This window comes from Yoonia sp. (assembly GCF_965660735.1).
Lineage (GTDB): Bacteria > Pseudomonadota > Alphaproteobacteria > Rhodobacterales > Rhodobacteraceae > Yoonia.
This window is the reverse complement of sequence record NZ_CBFIBD010000003.1, coordinates 1-20,480: the sequence shown is the minus strand read 5'-3', so window position 1 is coordinate 20,480 and position 20,480 is coordinate 1. Positions and strand designations below refer to the sequence as shown.

At 61.2% G+C, this 20,480-nt stretch carries 23 protein-coding genes; 17 read left to right on the top strand and 6 right to left on the bottom strand.

Annotated features, from left to right (window positions below):
- Positions 1–14 precede the first annotated feature (14 nt).
- The 4 genes from cobO to bluB are packed head-to-tail and all read left to right on the top strand — an operon-like array spanning position 15 to position 1,952.
- A complete protein-coding gene (gene cobO / locus ACTG4B_RS02535; RefSeq protein ID WP_439154109.1) occupies positions 15–623 on the top strand; it encodes a cob(I)yrinic acid a,c-diamide adenosyltransferase in 609 nt (202 codons plus the stop codon).
- A gap of 1 nt (position 624) precedes the next feature.
- Positions 625–969, top strand: coding sequence for a Lin0512 family protein (locus ACTG4B_RS02530; RefSeq protein ID WP_439154108.1), 345 nt, complete (start codon positions 625–627; stop codon positions 967–969).
- Positions 966–1,328 (top strand): Lin0512 family protein, encoded by a 363-nt coding sequence (locus ACTG4B_RS02525; protein ID WP_439154107.1) that lies wholly within the window; start codon positions 966–968, stop codon positions 1,326–1,328. The genes ACTG4B_RS02530 and ACTG4B_RS02525 overlap by 4 nt, the downstream gene beginning before the upstream one ends.
- Positions 1,329–1,952, top strand: a complete 624-nt coding sequence (gene bluB, locus ACTG4B_RS02520) for a 5,6-dimethylbenzimidazole synthase (protein ID WP_439154106.1) — start codon at positions 1,329–1,331, stop codon at positions 1,950–1,952. It begins immediately after the preceding gene.
- Here the strand turns inward: bluB and ACTG4B_RS02515 are convergent.
- A complete protein-coding gene (locus ACTG4B_RS02515) occupies positions 1,949–3,598 on the bottom strand; it encodes a thiamine pyrophosphate-binding protein (RefSeq protein WP_439154105.1) in 1,650 nt (549 codons plus the stop codon). The genes bluB and ACTG4B_RS02515 overlap by 4 nt on opposite strands.
- A gap of 104 nt (positions 3,599–3,702) precedes the next feature.
- Between ACTG4B_RS02515 and ACTG4B_RS02510 the strand changes: the two genes are divergently transcribed.
- Complete coding sequence (locus ACTG4B_RS02510; RefSeq protein ID WP_439154104.1) at positions 3,703–4,236, top strand: NADPH-dependent FMN reductase; 534 nt, start codon at positions 3,703–3,705, stop codon at positions 4,234–4,236.
- Positions 4,237–4,244: 8 nt separating this feature from the next.
- Here the strand turns inward: ACTG4B_RS02510 and ACTG4B_RS02505 are convergent, their stop codons facing one another.
- On the bottom strand, positions 4,245–4,646 hold the full coding sequence (locus ACTG4B_RS02505; protein WP_439154103.1) for a VOC family protein: 402 nt from the start codon (positions 4,644–4,646) through the stop codon (positions 4,245–4,247).
- Positions 4,647–4,681: 35 nt separating this feature from the next.
- Between ACTG4B_RS02505 and ACTG4B_RS02500 the strand changes: the two genes are divergently transcribed.
- Positions 4,682–5,473 (top strand): FAS1-like dehydratase domain-containing protein, encoded by a 792-nt coding sequence (locus ACTG4B_RS02500; RefSeq protein WP_439154102.1) that lies wholly within the window; start codon positions 4,682–4,684, stop codon positions 5,471–5,473.
- Here ACTG4B_RS02500 and ACTG4B_RS02495 read toward each other — a convergent pair.
- The gene (locus tag ACTG4B_RS02495) at positions 5,470–6,150 is read right to left on the bottom strand and encodes an endonuclease/exonuclease/phosphatase family protein (RefSeq protein ID WP_439154101.1); all 681 of its coding nucleotides are present in this window, start codon (positions 6,148–6,150) and stop codon (positions 5,470–5,472) included. The genes ACTG4B_RS02500 and ACTG4B_RS02495 overlap by 4 nt on opposite strands.
- 22 nt (positions 6,151–6,172) lie before the next feature.
- Between ACTG4B_RS02495 and ACTG4B_RS02490 the strand changes: the two genes are divergently transcribed.
- Positions 6,173–6,868, top strand: coding sequence for a hypothetical protein (locus ACTG4B_RS02490; protein WP_439154100.1), 696 nt, complete (start codon positions 6,173–6,175; stop codon positions 6,866–6,868).
- On the opposite strand, the gene ACTG4B_RS02485 is transcribed toward ACTG4B_RS02490, so the two are convergent.
- Positions 6,859–7,863, bottom strand: coding sequence for an NAD(P)/FAD-dependent oxidoreductase (locus ACTG4B_RS02485; RefSeq protein WP_439154099.1), 1,005 nt, complete (start codon positions 7,861–7,863; stop codon positions 6,859–6,861). The two genes, ACTG4B_RS02490 and ACTG4B_RS02485, sit on opposite strands and share 10 nt — an antisense overlap.
- Before the next feature lie 48 nt (positions 7,864–7,911).
- On the opposite strand from ACTG4B_RS02485, the gene mnmD reads away from it, so the two are divergent.
- A complete protein-coding gene (mnmD, locus tag ACTG4B_RS02480) occupies positions 7,912–8,592 on the top strand; it encodes a tRNA (5-methylaminomethyl-2-thiouridine)(34)-methyltransferase MnmD (RefSeq protein WP_439154098.1) in 681 nt (226 codons plus the stop codon).
- Positions 8,582–9,448 carry a DMT family transporter gene (locus ACTG4B_RS02475; protein WP_439154097.1) on the top strand — a complete coding sequence of 289 codons (867 nt, stop codon included), beginning with the start codon at positions 8,582–8,584 and terminating at the stop codon, positions 9,446–9,448. Before mnmD ends, ACTG4B_RS02475 begins: the two co-directional genes overlap by 11 nt.
- A gap of 46 nt (positions 9,449–9,494) precedes the next feature.
- Here ACTG4B_RS02475 and ACTG4B_RS02470 read toward each other — a convergent pair whose 3' ends face one another.
- Complete coding sequence (locus ACTG4B_RS02470; RefSeq protein WP_439154096.1) at positions 9,495–11,501, bottom strand: lytic transglycosylase domain-containing protein; 2,007 nt, start codon at positions 11,499–11,501, stop codon at positions 9,495–9,497.
- Positions 11,502–11,648: 147 nt separating this feature from the next.
- On the opposite strand from ACTG4B_RS02470, the gene dapA reads away from it, so the two are divergent.
- Positions 11,649–12,521 carry a 4-hydroxy-tetrahydrodipicolinate synthase gene (gene dapA, locus ACTG4B_RS02465; protein WP_439154095.1) on the top strand — a complete coding sequence of 291 codons (873 nt, stop codon included), beginning with the start codon at positions 11,649–11,651 and terminating at the stop codon, positions 12,519–12,521.
- A gap of 95 nt (positions 12,522–12,616) precedes the next feature.
- Here dapA and ACTG4B_RS02460 read toward each other — a convergent pair whose 3' ends face one another.
- Positions 12,617–13,060 carry an ion channel gene (locus ACTG4B_RS02460; RefSeq protein ID WP_439154094.1) on the bottom strand — a complete coding sequence of 148 codons (444 nt, stop codon included), beginning with the start codon at positions 13,058–13,060 and terminating at the stop codon, positions 12,617–12,619.
- 108 nt (positions 13,061–13,168) lie between these two features.
- Between ACTG4B_RS02460 and smpB the strand changes: the two genes are divergently transcribed.
- From smpB to ACTG4B_RS02425, 7 genes are all read left to right on the top strand, one after another.
- The gene (smpB, locus tag ACTG4B_RS02455) at positions 13,169–13,642 is read left to right on the top strand and encodes an SsrA-binding protein SmpB (protein ID WP_439154217.1); all 474 of its coding nucleotides are present in this window, start codon (positions 13,169–13,171) and stop codon (positions 13,640–13,642) included.
- Positions 13,643–13,711: 69 nt separating this feature from the next.
- Positions 13,712–14,578: a 3-mercaptopyruvate sulfurtransferase gene (gene sseA, locus ACTG4B_RS02450; RefSeq protein ID WP_439154093.1), complete on the top strand. Its 867-nt coding sequence runs from the start codon at positions 13,712–13,714 to the stop codon at positions 14,576–14,578.
- Entirely contained in the window at positions 14,578–15,762 is a 1,185-nt protein-coding gene (locus ACTG4B_RS02445) for an aromatic amino acid transaminase (protein ID WP_439154092.1), read from the top strand. The genes sseA and ACTG4B_RS02445 overlap by 1 nt, the downstream gene beginning before the upstream one ends.
- 85 nt (positions 15,763–15,847) lie before the next feature.
- Positions 15,848–17,395, top strand: a complete 1,548-nt coding sequence (locus ACTG4B_RS02440; protein WP_439154091.1) for a trimethylamine methyltransferase family protein — start codon at positions 15,848–15,850, stop codon at positions 17,393–17,395.
- On the top strand, positions 17,392–18,288 hold the full coding sequence (locus ACTG4B_RS02435) for an NAD(P)-dependent oxidoreductase (RefSeq protein WP_439154090.1): 897 nt from the start codon (positions 17,392–17,394) through the stop codon (positions 18,286–18,288). The genes ACTG4B_RS02440 and ACTG4B_RS02435 overlap by 4 nt, the downstream gene beginning before the upstream one ends.
- Before the next feature lie 97 nt (positions 18,289–18,385).
- Positions 18,386–19,342: an L-malyl-CoA/beta-methylmalyl-CoA lyase gene (locus tag ACTG4B_RS02430; protein ID WP_439154089.1), complete on the top strand. Its 957-nt coding sequence runs from the start codon at positions 18,386–18,388 to the stop codon at positions 19,340–19,342.
- A 58-nt stretch (positions 19,343–19,400) separates the two neighbouring features.
- Entirely contained in the window at positions 19,401–20,363 is a 963-nt protein-coding gene (locus ACTG4B_RS02425) for an acetyl-CoA carboxylase carboxyltransferase subunit alpha (protein WP_439154088.1), read from the top strand.
- Positions 20,364–20,480: the final 117 nt, after the last annotated feature.

The window sequence follows — 20,480 nt, the reverse complement described above, 5'->3', positions numbered from 1 at the left end:
GACCGGAGACTGCGATGACTGATGACCCTGACCGCCACGCGATGAAAATGGCCAAGAAAAAGGCCGCGCGCGACAAGATCATGGCGACCAAGACCGACAAGAAGGGCCTGATCATCGTTCATACCGGCAAGGGCAAAGGCAAGTCATCGGCAGCTTTCGGGATGATTTTCCGTTGCATCGCACATGACATGACATGCGCCGTCGTCCAGTTCATCAAAGGCGGGATGAGCACGGGCGAACGCGACCTGATCCTGTCAAAATTCAGCGACACCTGCGCGTTTCATACGATGGGCGAAGGGTTCACCTGGGAAACCCAGGACAAATCCCGCGACACCGAAATGGCACAGGCCGCATGGGCCAAGGCGAAAGAGCTGATCCTGGACGAGAGCAACACCATGGTGCTGCTGGATGAAATCAATATCGCGATCCGCTATGATTATGTCGATATTGCCGAAGTTGTCGAATTTCTGGCCACCCAGAAACCCGACATGACCCATGTGGTGCTGACAGGCCGCAACGCCCACGAAGACCTGATCGAAATCGCCGATCTTGTGACGGAAATGGAACTGGTCAAGCACCCGTTCCGGTCAGGCATCAAGGCGCAGGTCGGGGTGGAATACTGACATGCCCATCCACCGCGTCCTGACAGAGTTCGGCCTTGGCACCAGCCTGCGCCGACAGGATTACACCCAAGCAGCCCGCCGCGCCTTGCAAGACGCGCTTTGGCACAATTCCATCAACATGGCCGAACTCTACGGTTTCCCGAAAGAGGCGATGCTGATCGACGTCCAGATCGGCGTGCAGCAACCTCAACAGGTGGATACCAACAGCCTGCACGATATTTTCCCATATGGGCAGATTACGATCAGCGTGGTCCACGGCGGCCTTGATATTCCGCGCCCTCAGGGAAACCCGACGGTTATCGCCAATGTGGCGATCAACGTTTCATTCGACATGGAGCCCGCATGACCGACCAGCGCATCATTATCGAAATGGGCATGGGCAACGACCTGCACGGGATGGATTACCAAAAGGCCGCCGCCCGCGCGATCGAGGATGCGATCCGCCATTCTACCCTTCCGATTTTTGAAACCACCGGCCTGTCGCATGACCAGATGCGCGTGCAAGTGACCGTCGGCGTGCAGGACCCCGACAAGATCGACACAAATGCCCTGGCTGCCGGTCTGCCACGTGGGCGGGCGACGGTAACCGCCGTCAAGGGCGGGCTGAACATCCCCAACCCGGAAACCGGCGATACGGCCGTCGTGGCAACAGCGGCGGTCGAGGCGTTTCTAACGTCACAAACCGGAAAGTGGAAACGCGCCTGAATGGAATTGACGCAGGTCCATCGTGACGCGTTGCACGACGTGCTGCACTGGCGGCGGGATGTGCGGCACTTTCTGCCCGATCCCATCCCGGATGACGTGCTGGCGCGCCTGTGCGCAGCGATGGACATGGCCCCGTCTGTCGGCAATGCCCGCCCATGGCGCATCTTGCAGGTGGACAGCCCCGCCCTGCGCGCCAAGATCATCGCCAATTTCGAGGATGCGAATGCCACTGCCGGTGCGATCTATGACGCTGACAGGCGCAAAGATTACAACGCGTTAAAGCTGGCGGGCTTGCATGATGCACCCGTTCAACTGGCGGTGTTCACCGCGAGGGACCCCGCCGAAGGGCACGGGCTGGGCCGTCAGAGCATGCCGGAAATGCTGACCTATTCGACCGTTTGCGCGATCCATACGCTGTGGCTGGCCGCACGGGCCGAAAACCTTGGGCTTGGCTGGGTGTCCATCCTTGATCCTGTGGCGGCAGCACAGGCGCTGGATGCGCCTGACCACTGGCAACTGACCGGCTATCTGTGCTTGGGCCGGGCAGCCTTTGCCGATGACACGCCGTTGTTGCAACGCGCCGACTGGCAGGAAAACACGCGCACGCGGTGGGACAGGGTTTAACCCTGCGCCGCTGCCCGCACAGCACTAAGCGTGGCCCCCGTCGTCAGCGCCTCTTCATCCACCTGACATTCGATGATCGCAAGCGTGCCTGCGGCCTGCGCGCGGGCAAAGGCGGCGGGAAAATCTGCCGTTTTCGTCACCCGTTCGCCAAATCCGCCATAGGCACGCGCCAAAGCGGCAAAATCCGGATTCGCCAGTGCGGTGCCAGACACGCGCCCCGGATAGTGTTTTTCCTGATGCATCCTGATCGTGCCATAGCGGCCATTGTTCATTACCACCACGATCGGCGTGGCCCCGTGCTGGGTCGCGGTCGACAATTCATTGCACGTCATCTGGAAACACCCATCGCCTGCAAGACAGACCACCGTGCGCTCGGGATGTTCAATTGACGCGGAAACAGACGCCGGAAAACCATACCCCATCGAGCCAGACGTCGGCGCAAGCTGTGTGCCATATTGCTTGTAAACGAAATAACGATGCAGCCATGCAGCATAATTGCCCGCGCCATTTGTCACGATCGCATCATCGGGCAAGTTGTCCGACAGCCATTTGATCACCTGCTCCTGTTTCAGATCACCGGGGCTTTCTTGTGGCGTGATCCATGCCTGATAATCGGCACGGGCGGCAGCGGTCCAATCGGCCCAGTTGCCTGCCGGTTCCATCTGCGCCAACTGCCGCAGGACGGCTGGTGCGGTGGCAACCACGCCCATATCTGGGGTGTAAACGCGGCCAATCTCATCCGCGTCGGCATGGACATGCAGAATCGTCTTTTGCGGGTCGGCAGGATCGACCAGCGTATAGCCCTGAGTTTCGATATCACCAAAGCGGGTGCCCAGCAGCAACAGCAAATCAGCATCGCGCACCCGTGCGGCGAGGCGGGGGTTGATTCCCACATTCAGATCCCCCGCATAATGCGCGTGGTGATTGTCCATGTAATCCTGCCTGCGAAAGCCAAGTGCGACAGGCAGTTCCTGCCGTTCGGCAAAGGCCTGCAAATCGGCCCGTGCCTGCCGGTTCCAATGCGGGCCGCCTGCCACGACCAACGGGCGCTGCGCCTGCCCCAATGCATGCATGATCATCCGGGCCGCATCCACCGGAACCGGCTGGACGACCTGTTCCGGCACGCGCAGATCAGGCACATCTGCCTGCGCGCTCAGCATGTTTTCCGGCAGCGCCAGCACTACCGGCCCCGGCCGGCCCGACATCGCCACACGAAACGCGCGCGATATATACTCGGGCAGCCGTTCGGTGTGATCGACCTGCGCGACCCATTTCGCAAGACCTCCGAACATGGCGCGGTAATCCACCTCTTGAAAGGTTTCGCGATCCGTCTGGCGGTTGTCGATCTGGCCCACGAACAACACCATTGGCGTGCTGTCCTGCCGTGCTACATGCACGCCCGCGCTGGCATTTGTCGCACCGGGGCCACGGGTGACGAAACACACACCGGGCTGGCCGGTCATCTTGCCATAGGCCTCGGCCATCATGGAAGCGCCGCCTTCCTGACGGCAAACGACGTTCTGGATGCCGCTGTCATAAAGCCCGTCCAGCGCCGCAAGGAAACTCTCGCCCGGCACCGAAAACACGCGCCGCACCCCCAGTTTCGCCAGCTGATCGCTGAGTATTTTTCCGCCATGCCTGACCATCGTCTTCTCCCTGCGCTTATGCGGGGGATCATGTGCGAAGCCATCGGGTTGTTCAATCCGGCAATCGGGTTAGGTGCCTTATCGAACAACGAAAGGACACCGCAATGACAACACTTCTCGGGATCTCCGGTTCGCTGCGCAAGCAGTCAACCAACACCATGCTGATGCGCAATGCCGCCGACATCTTTGGCGCGGACGAATTTATCGAAGCCGATATCAATTTCCCCCTGTTCAACGAAGATTTGCAGGAAGCGGAAGGCATCCCGCCCGCTGTTCAGAAACTGTCAGATCAGATCGCCGCCGCCGATGCGGTGATCATATCGACGCCGGAATATAACAAGGCGATTTCCGGCGCGCTGAAAAACGCGCTCGATTGGGTCAGCCGCACCGAAGGCAATCCGTGGCAGCACAAACCGCTGGCGATCATGTCCGCCGCCGCCGGGCGTGCGGGCGGTGAGCGGTCGCAGTTTTCGCTGCGGCTGGCGATGATGGCGTTCCGCCCCCATATCCTTCAGGGGCCAGAGGTTCTGGTCGGCGGGGCATCAAAGGAATTTGACGAAAATGGCAAGCTGACAGGCGAAACCTATATCAAATTCGTTACCGACCTGATGAAAGAATTGCGCGCCGCGATCAGGTAAGATGGAAATCAATCCGCCTTGCGGTTTGACAGTTCCAGCAAATTTCCATCCGGGTCGCGGATATAAAGCGACATGATCGGCCCTGTTGCCCCCGTGCGGGCTACGGGGCCTTGTGTGACTGCCACACCACACGCGCCAAGATGCGCCAGCCAATCGGCCAGCGGCGTATCGGACAGAAAACACAGATCCGAAGACCCCGGCTGGGGGCATCGCGCCTTTGGGTCAAAAGGTGCACTTGCGGGATGCAGGTTGATCTTTTGTGCGCCGAACTTCAGCGCCCAGCGCACTGTGCCATCCGCAGGCTGAAACTGTTCCGGTATCATACCCAGCACATCGCGGTAGAATGTGACCGTCCGGTCGATATCGGCCACCGTCAGCACCAGATGATCCAACGCTTGCAATCGTGGCATTTGCGCCCCCTCTCATTTGGCTCTAGGCTTTGATCATGCACGATAATCACAGCATTTCCCAGACCCGCAGTGACCCGTTCGATCTGTCCCGCGCGCAGGCTCTACAGGCCGCACTTGGTCATTTGCCTGACTTGCGAACGGGCGATCCGATGCCACCGTTTTATCACCAAATCTATTTCTGGGATCCGCAACCACCCGCCAACCTGGGGCGCGACGGGCATCCGGCCACCGGCCCGTTCATCCCCGACCTCGGACTGCCCCGGCGAATGTGGGCCGCAGGTAGACTTGCTTTCCACCGCCCGCTTTTCGCTGGCGTGCGGGCAGAACGGACCGCCACGATTGAACAGGTTACCCGCAAACAGGGGCGATCCGGCCCCTTGGGTTTTGTCACGATCCGGCATGATATCAAACAACGCGGCAGGCTGGCGCTGACCGAATGGCAGGAACTGGTCTATCGGGCCGATGGCACCGCCCCCAGCACCCCGCCCGTCGCACGCACCGACGAAAGCGATGCGGAAACCGTGACGTTCGACACCACGCTGCTGTTTCGCTATTCCGCCCTGACCTTCAACGGGCACCGGATTCATTATGATGAAACCTATGCGCGCCAGGTCGAGGGCTATGACGGGTTGGTGGTGCATGGGCCACTTTTGGCACATCTGTTGATGAGGCTGGCCAAACGCAAATTGGGCACGCTGACCCGCTTCAGCTATCGCGCCACTGCGCCGCTGATGCAGCACGAAACCGCAACGCTGTGCTGGAAAGACGGGCAGGCCTGGGTGCGCGGCCCCGACGGGCGGCAATGCATGATGGCGGACGCCGGTTAAGCGATATCCGCCCAGATCGGCAAATGGTCTGACGCATGACGCGCCAACCCTTCCTGCACGACGCCTGCGTCGCGGACATCCAGCCCGCCGGATACGGCAATCCGGTCAAGCGCCGCAATCGGGCGGGCCGCATGAAAACTGTGGCCGGGCGCATGAACGGCAAATTCTGCAAGCAGTTCCATCCCCTTGTGCGGGGACCATTCGTTAAAGTCACCTGCGACCACGGCACCGGTCGTCCCTTGCAGTGCCTTGGCAATCACACGCAGTTGCCGCTCGCGATGCCTGCGCATCAACCCCAGATGGGTTGCCACAAGACTGAAGGCAGGCAAATCCACCCGCACGGCGCCACGCGGTTCAAGCCCCGGCAGATCAATATGGGTAATCGCGCCATGGGTCATGCCCTTGCGGATCAGCACCGCGTTACCGTGCCAGCCAAGACTGACATCATTGCGCGCAACAGGAACCACGGCAAAATCCGTCTCGGCCTCGATCAGGTTCCGGCACAGGGCCGAGGGCCGCGCGCCCAGCCGCAAATCCGCCTCTTGCACGGCGATCACATCGGCATCAAGCCCATTCAGCACGGTCAGAATCCGCATCGGATCGCGCCTGCGATCCAGACCTACGGCCTTTCTGATGTTGTAACTCGCGACCCGCAGGCCTTTATCTGGTATGGTCATGATACGATAAATGGGGGTTGGCGTGGCAAATAGGAAGATGACACTGCCGCAAAAGCTGTTCGGTCAAAACCCGATCATCTCCTTTTTGTGGGGGGTGTTGCTGGTCACGGCGCTGACTGCAATCATTATGGGGCGATGGGAACTGGGGTTTGTCGCGCTGGCGACTTTTGGCCTCGCGACCGCGCCGGCGATCCTTGCGTCACGGCTGGACATTGCCCTGCCCATGCCGTTTCTTGCCGCCACCACCCTGTTCATCTTTGCCTCGTTTTTCATGGGCGAAGCGTTCGATTTCTACGAAAAGGTCTGGTGGTGGGATCTGGCACTGCACGGCGCATCGGCCGTCGGTTTCGGACTGATCGGTTTTTTATTCGTCTTCATGCTGTTCGAGGGCGACCGCTATGCAGCGCCGCCCGCCGCCATGGCCTTTATCGCGTTTTGCGTGGCCATCACCATGGGCAGCCTTTGGGAGGTGTTCGAGTATCTGATGGATCTGTCCTTCGACCTTAACATGCAGAAAACCGGCCTTGACGACACGATGGAAGATATCATCGTCAACGCCCTGGGCGGGGCCATCGGGGCGTTTTCCGGGTTCATCTACCTGAAAGGCAGCCACAATGGCGTGACAACCGGGATGATCAGCCAGTTCATCGCGCTGAACCGGCGGCTTTACCGCAAATCAAAGGAACGGTTGCGCAAGGGCGGCAACGATCAGGGCTGAAAGCCCTCTGGCACGGTGTCGCGGTCGTCAAGCACCAGATCAGCCATGACCATACCGACCTTGGGCGCCATGCCGAACCCGATCTTGAAACCGCCATTGGCGATGAATTCGCCCGGCCTTTGCGGATGCAATCCCAGCACCGGTGCGCGGCTGCGGCTGCGCGGGCGTACCCCCGCCCAGCGTGCCACCACAGGCGCGTCAGCCAGCACGGGGAACGCCGCCACCGCGCGGGCCAGCACATCGTCCAATGCGGCGTCGGTGCTTACCGGATCGGTAAATTCCCGCTCTGACGTAGAGCCGACCGCGACCGTGCCATCCCCATGCGGAATGATGTGGATGGCATCGGCAAAAAGCTGCGGCTGCCCGGCGGCATCATGGCGCAACAGCGCCGCCTGTCCCTTGACGCCCGCACCGCCAATATCGGCCATTCCCTGCCAGCCGGTTGCCCAGACGACCCGGCCCTGTGCCGCACCATCTTGCGAAACCTCGCCACCCAGGGCGATCACGGCATCCGCCAGCGCCCTGGTCGCGCGGCGCGGGTGAATCAGTGCCGACAGCGTGTCGCGCACCACCAGCCCCGTGGGCGACGGCGGCATCCATGCCACGTCGCCTGCGGGCACGACCTCCCAGACCGCCTTGCCCTGCCAAAGCTCTGCCGCCGAAACGGCCCGCGCGCGCGCCAGCTCCACGGCCCGATCATCCGCGAGCGGTTGCAACCGGCCCGTTTGGGCATAGCCGACCTCAGCCCCTGCAATCTGCGACACACCGGCCCAGAAATCTGCGGCCATGATCAGGCTTGCGAACTGAAACGCCTTCTTGGGGTTCCAGTTTTCAGGCACATGCGGGGCCAGCGCGCCCACAACCCCGCCCGACGCACCCGCCCCCGCTCCGGCAGGATCGATCACGCGCACACGCGCCCCGCGCCGCGCACAGGCATAGGCCACACAAAGGCCGAACACCCCCGCTCCCATTACCGTCACATCAGCCGTTGCCATTCCGCGCCCTTCCGCCCAAAGATGACCCATTACCTAGGGCATCGGCACATGGCACACCAGACAGCAAACCTCGACTGGCGCGACGGCGTGCCGATCGCGCGGGAATTCGACGATCCCTATTATTCGCTGGACAACGGGCTGGCGGAGACACGGCATGTGTTTCTTGACGGCAATGACCTGCCCGCGCGGTTCGGCGGCGATTTCCAGATCGCCGAACTGGGCTTTGGGACCGGTCTGAACCTGCTGGTCACATGGGCAGCATGGGAAGACGCCGGTCGCCCCGGCACCCTGCGCTTCACCAGTTTCGAGGCTTTCCCGATGGCCCCCGCCGACATGGCCACCGCACTCGCACACTTCCCGGAACTGACCACATACGCGCAAACGCTGCTGTCGGAATGGGCCCCCGAAGCCGGGCAGACATCCTTGACCGGTGGCCCCGTCCTGCATGTCGTCACCGGCGATGCGCGCCAGACACTGCCTGCATGGACAGGCCGCGCCGACGCTTGGTTCCTTGACGGTTTTTCGCCTGCCAAAAACCCGCAACTGTGGGAACCGGCCTTGCTGAATGCCGTCGGCCAGCACACCGCAACGGGCGGCACCGCAGCCACGTACAGCGCGGCCGGCCAAATCCGGCGGGCGTTGGCCGACGCAGGCTTTGACGTTACCCGCGCGCCTGGATACGGCCGCAAGCGACATATGACCCGCGCAAGGATGCCCCATGCAGAATAACCCCAAGGCAGGCATCCTGTTGATGATCGCGACGACCTTTGTCTTTGCGGTCCAGGACGGGATTTCACGGCATCTGGCGGGCGAATACAACGTGCTGATGATCGTGATGATCCGCTATTGGTTCTTCGCCGCCTTCGTCATTACCATCGCCACCCGGCAATCCGGGTCCATCAGGGCTGCAGCCGCTACAAGACAGCCGTTCCTGCAAATCGCGCGCGGGGCGCTCTTGTCGCTGGAAATCTGCGTCATGGTCGCAGGCTTTGTGTTGCTTGGGCTGGTAGAAAGCCACGCAGTCTTTGCCTGCTACCCGCTGCTGATCGCCGCTCTGTCAGGTCCGGTGCTGGGGGAAAACGTGGGTTGGCGGCGTTGGGCCGCGATCGGGATCGGCTTTGTCGGCGTGCTGGTCATCCTGCAACCGGGATTTGCCGTTTTTGCGCCCGCTGCCGCGATCCCGCTGCTGGCGGCCTTCATGTTTGCGCTTTATGGGTTACTGACACGCTATGCCGCCAGGCGGGACAGTACCGCGACATCGTTTTTCTGGACGGGCACCACCGGCGCCGTCCTGATGACGGTGATCGGCGCGTTTTCATGGGAACCGATGATCTGGGCAGACTGGGCGTGGATGGCGACACTTTGTGTCACCGGTGCCGGGGGGCATTGGCTGCTGATCAAAACCTACGAGGTGGCCGAAGCCAGTGCCGTGCAGCCCTTTGCCTATCTGCAACTGGTCTTTGCCAGCGCGATCGGCATTTTCATCATGGGCGAAACCCTACGGCCCAACGTGGCGCTGGGTGCGGCGATTGTCGTGGCGGCTGGGCTGTTCACGCTGTGGCGGACGCGGCAGAAATCCACCTGATCCGCGCTTCTTCCGAGCTTAAATATCCCCGCCGGAGGCATAAAAGTTAACCGCCTTCGGGCCGTGCGATGGGCCGGACATCCGGCACGGCATCCGTTGGCAAGGGCCGCGCGCGGGGGCGCAACAGCGGCTTTTCCCCAACCAGCAGCGTGGTAAAGTCAACTGGCCCAGTCTGACCAGACAAACGGGCACGGTAAACCGGGATCGCCTCGGTCACGCGCATGACATAATTGCGGGTTTCGCGAAACGGGATGTGTTCGATCCAGTCCACCACATCCATTTCACCCAGACGCGGATCACCGCGTTCATCCATCCAGACCTGCGGGCGGCTTGGCCCCGCATTATACCCGGCCGCGATCATCGCAGGCGTATTTCCGAATTCAGTCGTCAATGCGGCCAGATACTGCGCGCCCAGGATCGCGTTATATTGCCAGTCCGATGTCAGCCGGGCGCGGCTATAAGGCAGGTCCAGCTCCAGCGCGACCTCTTCTGCCGTGCCGGGCATCAGCTGCATCAGGCCCAGCGCGCCCACGGGGCTGCCGATGCCGATATTGAATTCGCTTTCGCGGCGCGCCACCGCCAGCGCCAGCGCAGGCTCTACAGGCAAATCCATCGCTGCCAGATCATGCACCGGGAAATAAAGATCGGGGATAACGATACCACGCGTCACCGCCGTTTTCCCCAGCAGCAAGGTGTAATATTGTTCGTCCAATTCGTTAAAAAATGCCCCCAATGCGGCCAGTGCACCCGGTTCCAGCGCATCACCCAGCGCCGCGACAAAGCTGACGGCATGACCCCGTTCGCCCCCTGCCAGCAACATAAGCGCAGCCCGGGTCAGGTCATTGTCGAACACCGAAGCCCCCCGCCATGCGCCGGGTTGCACTGCCAATGCGGGATCAAGCGGCAGTCCCAGATGATCTGCCGCCAGCAACCCGTAAAACCCGGTTTGGTGTTGTGCCGCCTTGGCAAAGGCGGTAGCGGCCTGATCCGGCTGTCGCAAAACTTGGTGCGCACGCCCGATCCAGTAGTGCATCCGGCCCAGAGAGATAGGCGTACCGACCCCGATTGCCGCTTTTTCGAAATGTGCCAGCGCCGCCACAGGATCACCCAAATAGGTCAGCGCGATATAGCCCGAAAGCCATTCCAGATCAGCGAATGCTTCACCCTCGGTCAGGTAATGGCGTGATGCCAGCGCATAGGCCCGTGTCGCGCGGCCTTCGCGCATGTCCCAGCGCGCCAATGTCCGCCGCCAGCCCGACCAGCGAATGGGTTCTCCCAGAGCCGCAGGGCTGGTAGAGCGGTCGAGAACGATCCCGGTCGCCTCTTCCCAACTGCCGCGCGCGGCCATCCAGCCGAAACGGGCATAGGCAAATCCCGGGTCCAGCCGCGCCCGTTCCGGCACCGCATTATACAGCGGCATCATATTGGGCAGCCCTTGGATATAGCCAATTCGGGCAGCGGCGACGGCGCGCTGGGTGTCATCCAGCAGGGGCAGCATTCGTTCGGCATCCGACCGGCGCGACCGCCACAGCATTGCGTCGGTGCGGGCCCAATGAAACGGGGCCAGCACATCGCCGAATGCGGTAATAAGATCGTCATGTTCGGTGGCTGTAAGGCCAAGCGACAGCCATGCGTCGCGCAGAACAGCTTCTGCCTGTTTGATCTGGCCGGTGGTGGTCAGTGCTTCGGCCAGACGCAGCGCGCCTGCACCGGTCTGGGGGCGGGCGTCAGCGAACCACGTGATCAGCTGGGCGGGGTCGTGGCCTTTTTCGATCACCCGTTCACCCTCGGCCCGCAGACGGTCGATGCGCGGCCAGTCCGGCCTGTCCGTCAGAAAGGACTGATAGCGTGCGAAATCGGCGTCGCCGTCATAAAGCTGCATCCATGTCAGCACATCCACAGCCAGCGGATCAGACCTGGCAGCAAGCGCCATCGCCTGATCCCAGTCATCGCGGCCCATCTCGATCGCGGCCACAGCATCAGGGTCAGTGCCCTGGGCCGCTACGGGAAGGGCCGGCAAAAGAAAACCGGCCAGAAGGATCAATAATCGCATCAAATGCACCATATCGCACGTTTACCGGCAACCTAACGCGCGCGCTTTCAATCACAACTCACAAACTTGGCAATCGGCAAAAAGGCGTCTAGTGTCCGCCCGATTTTGCACCGGCGACTCAGATCGCCAAAAAGAAGGATGCGTGCCATGTTCAAGGGATCACTTCCCGCTCTCGTCACGCCGTTTGCGAACGGCCAAGTCGATGTGGACACGCTGAAAAAACTGGTCAACTGGCATGTGGAACAGGGCAGCCACGGCCTTGTCCCTGTCGGCACCACCGGCGAAAGCCCCACATTAAGCCATGCAGAGCATGATCAGGTCGTCGAAATCGTCGTGGCCGAGGCGGCGGGCCGTATTCCGGTGATTGCCGGGGCGGGGTCGAACAACACCGCCGAAACCGTTCGTCTGGTGCAGGCCGCCAAGTCTGCCGGCGCCGATGCCGCCCTTGTCGTGACACCTTATTACAACAAGCCCACACAGGCGGGGCTGATCGCACATTTTACTGCCGCAGCCGATTGTGGCCTGCCGATCATCATCTACAACATCCCAGGACGGTCCGTGGTCGATATGAGCCCCGCCACGATGGGCGAACTGGCAAAGCACCCGATGATCATCGGCGTCAAGGACGCCACTGGCGATCTGTCCCGCGTGCCCAAGCAGCGGATCACCTGCGGGACCGATTTCATCCAGTTGTCGGGCGAAGACGCCACAGCACTAGGCTATAATGCACATGGTGGGGTTGGATGCATTTCGGTCACCGCGAACGTGGCCCCGGCTCTCTGCGCCGCCTTTCAGGAAAGCACGCTGACAGGCGATTATGCCAAGGCATTGCAGCAGCTAGACCGGTTGATGCCCCTGCATGAGGCGATTTTTATCGAACCCGGTGTTGCGGGTGCAAAATACGGTCTCTCGCTTTTGGGGATGTGCGCAGATGATGTGCGCCTTCCGTTGATCCCGCTGACCGACGGCACCAAGGAAAAAATCCGCGCGGGGATGATCCATGCAGGGTTGCTGAACTAAAGCGTTTCAACTTTCACCCAAAAAATCACATATCGCGCTCGACGATCACGGAGATGCGGCGAATTGTGATGCGTGATACAGTCGAACCGATATCGTCAGCTTTCCTGTTTGAGACCGGCGAGTTGCTGCAACCTGATCTGGCGCAGCGCCTCGACCAACAGGGCGGTGACAAGGCCGATGTTCAACAGCCCGTTGGCTGCCGCCAGCCCGCCCAGCAGACGCCATTCAACCGGCAGCAAGACATCGCCAAATCCGAGCGTCGTAAAAGACACGAGCGAGAAATAGACCGACAGTTCCATCGTGTCGAACACACCCAGGCCATAAAGCGCAAAGGCCCACATCCAGACGCCCGCCGTCATCTGCGCCAAAATCCAGACCGCCGCGCCGCACAGCACGAAAATCAGCTTGGGGCGGTGCGGCGGGCGTGTCAGCCATGGATGGAGGCGCATCAGCCCTATTTCCATCAGCCAGTAGCTGACCCCCGCAATCAGGATCGAAAACAGCAAAAGAACGGTGCCAAAGGCAAGCTGGATGAACATCGGTGCTCCAATTTCATTCGCGCCCAGCATATCGGGCTTGCCGCAGCATCAAAGCGGCAAATGCCACACCTTGTCCCTCAGCCAGCAATCGCCTATCTCTGCCCGACCATGGCCAAGAAACCTGACAACAAGAATTACAAGGTGATCGCCGAAAACCGGCGAGCACGCTATGATTTCGCGATCGAGGACGATCTTGAGGTCGGGATCATCCTGACCGGGTCCGAGGTGAAATCGCTGCGCACCGGACAATCGAACATCGCCGACAGCTATGCATCGGTCGATGATGGCGAACTGTGGCTGACCAACGCCTATATCGCGCCCTATGACCGCGCGATGTTCGGCCACGAAGAACGGCGCAAGCGCAAGCTGCTGGTCAGCCGCAAGGAACTGGCGAAACTGTGGAACGCGACCAAGCGCGAGGGCATGACGCTGGTCCCGCTGGTGATGTATTTCAACGACCGCGGGTTGGTAAAGCTGAAGATCGCCATCGCCAAGGGCAAGAAAAAGCACGACAAGCGCGAAACCGAGGCGAAGCGCGATTGGGGCCGGCAGAAACAGCGGCTTTTGAAGCAAGGCGAATAGGCGCCGCATCTTGCCAGATACGCCTGCCCGCGATACCCATGCGCCAACCACAGTACGGAAGACAGCGTAATGACCGTTACGGCACCTGATGATCCCAAGACACTGGTCAGCACCGGCTGGTTGGCTGCACACCTCAAGGATCCGGATCTGCGCATATTCGATGCCTCGTGGTATTTGCCCGATATGGGGCGCAACGCCCTCGCCGAATATCAAAAGGCCCACATTCCCCGCTCCCGTTTCTTTGACATTGACGACATCAGCGACCACCGATCAGAATTGCCGCACATGGCCCCGCCGGTGGAAAAATTTATGTCCCGGATGCGTGCACTTGGTGTGGGCGACGGACATCAGGTTGTCGTCTATGACGGCGCGGGCATGTTTTCGGCGGCCCGTGTCTGGTGGCTGTTCCGGCTCATGGGAAAAACCGATGTCGCGGTGCTGGATGGCGGTCTACCCAAATGGCTGGCCGAAGGGCACGCAGTGACAGATACCCCGCCGATCATCCGCGACCGGCACATGACCGTGACACGCCAGAACCAGATGGTTTGCGACGTGACAGAGGTGGCCCGCGCCGCAAAGCTGGGCGATCACAGCATCATCGACGCCCGCGCGCCCGAACGATTCAAGGGTGACGCCCCCGAACCCCGCGAAGGGCTGCGCGCCGGCCATATTCCGGGATCACGCAGTGTCTATTACAAGGACTTGCTGCACGACGATGGCACCATGAAACCGCCCAGTGCCCTGCGCACGGTGTTTCACGATGCAGGCGTCGATCTGAAAAAACCCGCGATCACCACCTGTGGATCAGGCGTGACAGCCGCGATCCTGTCGCTTGCGCTTGAACGGATCGGCAAGACCGATCATGCACTTTACGATGGCTCATGGTCCGAATGGGGCATGTATGCCGACCTTCCCATCGCTACCGGAGCCGCCTGATGCTGGAACACCTCAAATCACAACCTGCCGATAAAATTCTTGCCCTGATGGCCGCCTACAAGGCCGATCCGCGCACCGACAAGATCGACCTTGGCGTCGGCGTCTACAAGGACGCATCGGGCAACACCCCCGTCATGCGCGCCGTGAAAGAGGCCGAACGCCGCATGGTGGCCGAGCAAAGCACCAAGGCCTATACCGGACTGGCCGGCGATCCGGCCTTTGGGGCCGCGATGCGCGATCTGGTGCTTGCCGACAGCGTGGCGGCTGATCGTGTTGCGGCAGTAGCGACCCCCGGCGGCACAGGCGCGATCCGACAGGCGCTGGAACTGATCCGCATGGCCGCCCCGGATGCCACCGTTTGGCTGTCCAACCCCACATGGCCCAACCATCCGTCGATCATCAAGTATCTGGGCATGAAAATGGCCGAATACACCTATTTCGACAATGCAACGCGCGGCGTGGATTTCGCAGGCATGATGGCCGATCTTGACGGGCTGGCGCCGGGCGATGTGGTGCTGCTGCACGGATGCTGCCACAACCCGACCGGCGCGAACCTGACCAGCGACCAGATGGCCGAAGTGATTGCCTTGATGCAGAAAAAAGGCGCAGTGCCACTCATCGACATCGCCTATCAGGGCTTTGGCGACGGGCTTGATGCCGATGCGCAAATCACCCGCCAGATCGTGCGCGGTTTTGACAACAGCCTGATCGCGGCCAGCTGTTCCAAGAATTTCGGCATCTACCGCGAACGCACCGGTATTCTGATGGCAGTGGCCCGCGATGCGGATGAACAGGCACTGGCGCAGCAAAACCTCGCGTTTCTGAACCGGCAGAACTATTCCTTCCCACCCGATCACGGCGCGCGCGTCGTCACCACCATCCTGACCGACCCCGCCTTGCGCGCCGACTGGGAGGCAGAGTTGGAGGACACCCGTAACGGCATGCTGGCTTTGCGCCAGCAGCTTGCGGATGAACTCAGGCGGCTGACAAATTCCGATCGGTTCGATTTTATTGCAGCGCATCGCGGCATGTTCAGCCGTCTTGGCACAACGCCGGAAATGGTGGAAAAACTGCGTGCCGATCACGGGATTTACATGGTCAGCGACAGCCGGCTGAACATCGCCGGCCTAAACGCGCAAACCGTGCCGATCCTGGCCCGTGCCATCGTGCAGGCGGGCATCTGAACACGGCCGCGTGACGCGAACAGGATAGACAGGTCGCAAATCCTCCCTCTACGCTTGATTATCAGGCATCAAGGAGCGGTGGATCATGGGCGAAGCAACCAGCACAGGGGCTGGCCCCCGCCGGTCCGGTGGCAGGGCCGCGCGTGTCGCGATGCGCGCCGCGCCTTTGGCCGACAATGTGCGCCCCGTCAGGCCCGGTATGTCAGGCGGATTGTATAACCCGCTCAGCACAGCGCAGGTCGCCCGCATCCATCAGGCGGCCCTGCAAGCATTGGAAGAAATCGGCCTTTCGCAAGCCCCGCCATCAGGGGTGGAAGTCATGACCGCCGCCGGCGCCATTCAGGGCGATGACGGGCGCCTGCGCTTTCCGCGCGCCCTGGTCGAGGATATGCTGGCGATTGCCGCGCGCGACATCACCTTGCACGCCCGCGACCCGCAGCACGATCTGAAACTATCCGGCACGCGGGTGCATTTCGGCACGGCGGGGGCCGCCGTGCATCTGGTCGATCTGGAAACAAACAGCTATCGCGACAGCACAGTGCAGGATCTTTACGATGCCGCGCGGCTGACACAGAACCTTGATAACCTGCATTTCTTTCAACGCGCGATGGTCTGCCGGGATATTCCCGACAATTACGAACTGGACCTGAACACGCTGTATGCCAGTTGTGCGGGCACGACGAAACACGTCGGCACATCGTTCACCGAGGTCGCCAACGTGCGGGGTTGTCTGCAACTGGCACATATGATCGCAGGCGGCGAAAACGCATGGCGCGCACGGCCTTTCGTGTCGAATTCCAACTGCTTTGTTGTGCCGCCGATGAAATTCGCCACCGAAAGCTGTTTGGTGATGGAGGCATGTATCCGGGGCGGCATGCCCGTTCTGCTGCTGTCCGCAGGACAGGCTGGCGCCACCGCCCCCGCCCCCATCGCCACGGCCATCGTTCAGGCGGTGGCGGAATGTCTGGCGGGCATGGTCTATGTCAACGCGATGATGCCGGGGCATCCCGCGATATTCGGCACATGGCCTTTCGTATCCGACCTGCGCACAGGTGCGATGTCTGGCGGATCCGCCGAACAGGCCCTGCTGACGGCGGGTTGCGCGCAGATGCACCGATTCTACGGCTTGCCCGGCGGGGCTGCGGCCGGGATATCCGACAGCAAGGTGCCGGACATGCAGGCGGGTTGGGAACAGGGGATCACCAATGTGATGGCGGGCCTTTCGGGCCTGAACATGGTGTATGAGGCAGCGGGGATGCACGCATCATTGCTGGGCTTCTGTTTCGAAAGCCTTGTGCTGGGCGACGATATTCTGGGGCAGGTCATGCGCTGCGTGCGCGGCATCGACGTGACCGAAGACAGCGTGTCGATCGAAGTGATGCGTGATGTCTGCCTGAACGGGCCGGGGCATTATCTGGGCAGCGACCAGACGCTGAAACTGATGCAGACCGAATATATCTACCCCACCGTCGGCAACCGGATGAGCCCCAAGGAATGGGCCGAGAACGACAAACCCGATCTGCTGGAAACAGCAATCGCGCGCAAGAATGCGATTCTGGCCAAAGCCGACCACCAGATCGACCCCCAAATCGACCGGGCGATCCGGTCCACATTCAGGATACATCTGGCATGAAATACGGGCTGATCGGCTGCGGCAATCTGGGCGGGCATCTGGTCGCCAGTCTCATAAGGGGTGGCTTTGACGTTGCGGTGTTTGACCAGAGCATCGACAACACCACCCGACTGACCGACCTTGGTGCTGTGCTGGCAACTGACCCCGCCACGTTGGCCGCCACCTGTGACGCGGTGATTACCTGCCTGCCTTCGCCCATGGTGTCCGAGGCCGTGCTGGACCAGGTCCTGACCAGTGCCAAACCCGGGCTGACATGGATTGAAATGTCCACCCTTGGCCGCGACGATATCCTGCGGCTGGCCGCCAAAGCCGCCGAACATGGTGTCAACTGCATCGAATGCCCCGTCACCGGGGGCGTGCATCTGGCGGCCAGCGGCGACATTACCGTGCTGGTGGGGGGCGATCAGGCGTTGTTCGACCTGCACCGCCCTGCATTGCAGGCCATGGGTGGCACAATCATCCACATGGGTCCGCTGGGGATGGCGTCGGTGATCAAGGTGATTACGAACATGCTGGCCTTTATCCACCTTGTCGCCGGGGGCGAGGCGATGATGCTTGCCAAACGCGCAGGGCTCGACCTGACAAAATCATGGCAGGCGATTGCTGCGTCATCGGGCAATTCATTCGTGCATGAAACCGAAGGCCAGTTGATCCTGAACGGCAGCTACGACGTGGCCTTTTCAATGGATCTCGCCCTTAAGGATCTGGGCTTTGCAAAAGCATTTTCAGATGAAACGCAAACCCCGCTCGTGCTGGCGGATCTGGTGCATGATATCTTTCATCAGGGCAAGGCCGCCTATGGGGGCGCGGCGCAGTCCACGCAGATCGTAAAGCTGCTGGAAGACGCATTAGGCACCGACCTGCGCGCGCCGGGGTTCCCCGCACGGCTGTGACTTTGCTGCATCTGCACAATGCGGGTTGCGGGCTGTCGAGTCATATAATATCCGATGGACACGCCGATGCGCAATTTTACTACCCAAAGGATCGCCCATGTCATTCCGCCTGCAACCCACGCCGCCTGCCCGCCCTAACCGTTGCCAATTGTTCGGGCCGGGGTCGAACACCAAGCTGTTCGCGAAAATGGCGGCCTCTGCGGCGGATGTGATCAACCTTGATCTGGAAGACAGCGTATCACCATCCGACAAGGATGTGGCCCGTGCCAATGTGATCGAGGCGATCAATACGGTGGACTGGAACACCAAGTATCTTTCCGTACGTATCAACAGCCTTGATACACCGTTCTGGTATCGCGATGTGGTCGATCTGCTGGAACAGGCGGGGGACCGTCTTGACCAGATCATGATCCCCAAGGTCGGCTGTGCCGCCGATATCTATGCCGTCGATGCGCTGGTCACTGCGATCGAAGCCGCCAAGGGGCGGCAGAAACGCATCAGCCTGGAGGTCATTATCGAATCCGCCGCCGGTATCGCCCATGTCGCTGAAATTGCGGCCAGTTCGCCCCGTTTGCAGGCGATGTCGCTGGGCGCGGCTGATTTCGCGGCTTCGATGGGGATGCAGACCACCGGCATCGGCGGGACGCAGGAAAACTATTACATGCAACACGACGACACCCGCCACTATTCCGACCCGTGGCACTGGGCGCAAACCGCCATCGTCGCGGCCTGCCGGACCCATGGGGTGCTGCCGGTGGACGGCCCGTTTGGCGATTTTTCCGATGACGAGGGCTTCCGCGCGCAGGCGCGCCGGTCGGCGACGCTGGGCATGGTCGGCAAATGGGCGATCCATCCCAAGCAGATCGCGCTGGCCAACGAGGTGTTCACCCCGTCAGATGAGGCCGTGGCCGAGGCGCGAGAAATCCTTGCCGCGATGGCAGACGCCAAGGCGCGCGGCGAAGGGGCGACCGTCTACAAGGGCCGCCTTGTCGATATCGCATCCATCAAACAGGCCGAGGTGATCGTGCGCCAGTCCGAAATGATCGCAGGCTAGGACACATTGCAAACCCTGCCCCGAACCCCTTATATCAGGGGCAACAACGGAGTGCGCGATGACACAATACCTTGAATTCGAAAAACCGCTGGCCGAAATCGAAGGCAAGGCCGAGGAATTGCGCGCGATGGCCCGCGACAATCCTGAAATGGATATCGAAAAAGAGGCCGCCGCCTTGGATAAAAAGGCGTCTGATCTGCTGACCTCGCTATATGCAGACCTGACACCATGGCGCAAATGTCTGGTCGCGCGCCACCCCCAGCGCCCCCATTGCAAGGACTACATCGAGGCGCTGTTCACCGAATACACGCCCTTGGCCGGTGACCGGAACTTTGCCGATGATCATGCCGTCATGGGCGGTATCGCACGGCTGAACGACACACCCGTCATGGTGATCGGTCATGAAAAGGGCAATGATACGAAATCCCGCATCGAACGGAATTTCGGCATGGCGCGGCCAGAAGGGTATCGCAAGGCGATCCGCCTTATGGACCTTGCCGATCGTTTCGGCCTGCCCGTCATCACCATCGTGGACACGCCCGGCGCATATCCCGGCAAAGGCGCCGAGGAACGCGGCCAATCCGAGGCAATTGCCCGGTCGACCGAAAAATGCCTGTCTCTGGGCGTGCCGCTGATCAGCGTCGTGATCGGCGAAGGCGGGTCCGGCGGGGCCGTCGCCTTTGCCACGGCCAACCGGCTGGCGATGCTGGAACATTCGATATACTCGGTCATCAGCCCCGAAGGCTGTGCATCGATCCTTTGGAAAGACGCCGAAAAGATGCGCGAAGCCGCCGAAGCCTTGCGCCTTACTTCCAAGGATCTGACCGAACTTGGCGTCTGCGACACCGTGATTTCCGAACCGAAAGGCGGCGCACATCGCGATATCCCTGCCGCAATAGAGGCCGTCGGCGACACGATTGCCAAATTGCTGACCGAACTGGAAGGCAAATCACCCGACGAGCTGCGCGCAGACCGGCGGCGGAAATATCTTGATCTTGGGTCAAAGGGGCTGGCAGCGTAATGCGCGCCAGCTGACGAAGGGACCAAAATCTGCCGCCCCCTCGGTCGCTCATGGGTCCGCAGGGTCTGCTATGCGGACGAAGCTGCCGCTCCATGTCCAGATTGCGCGACGCGCCCG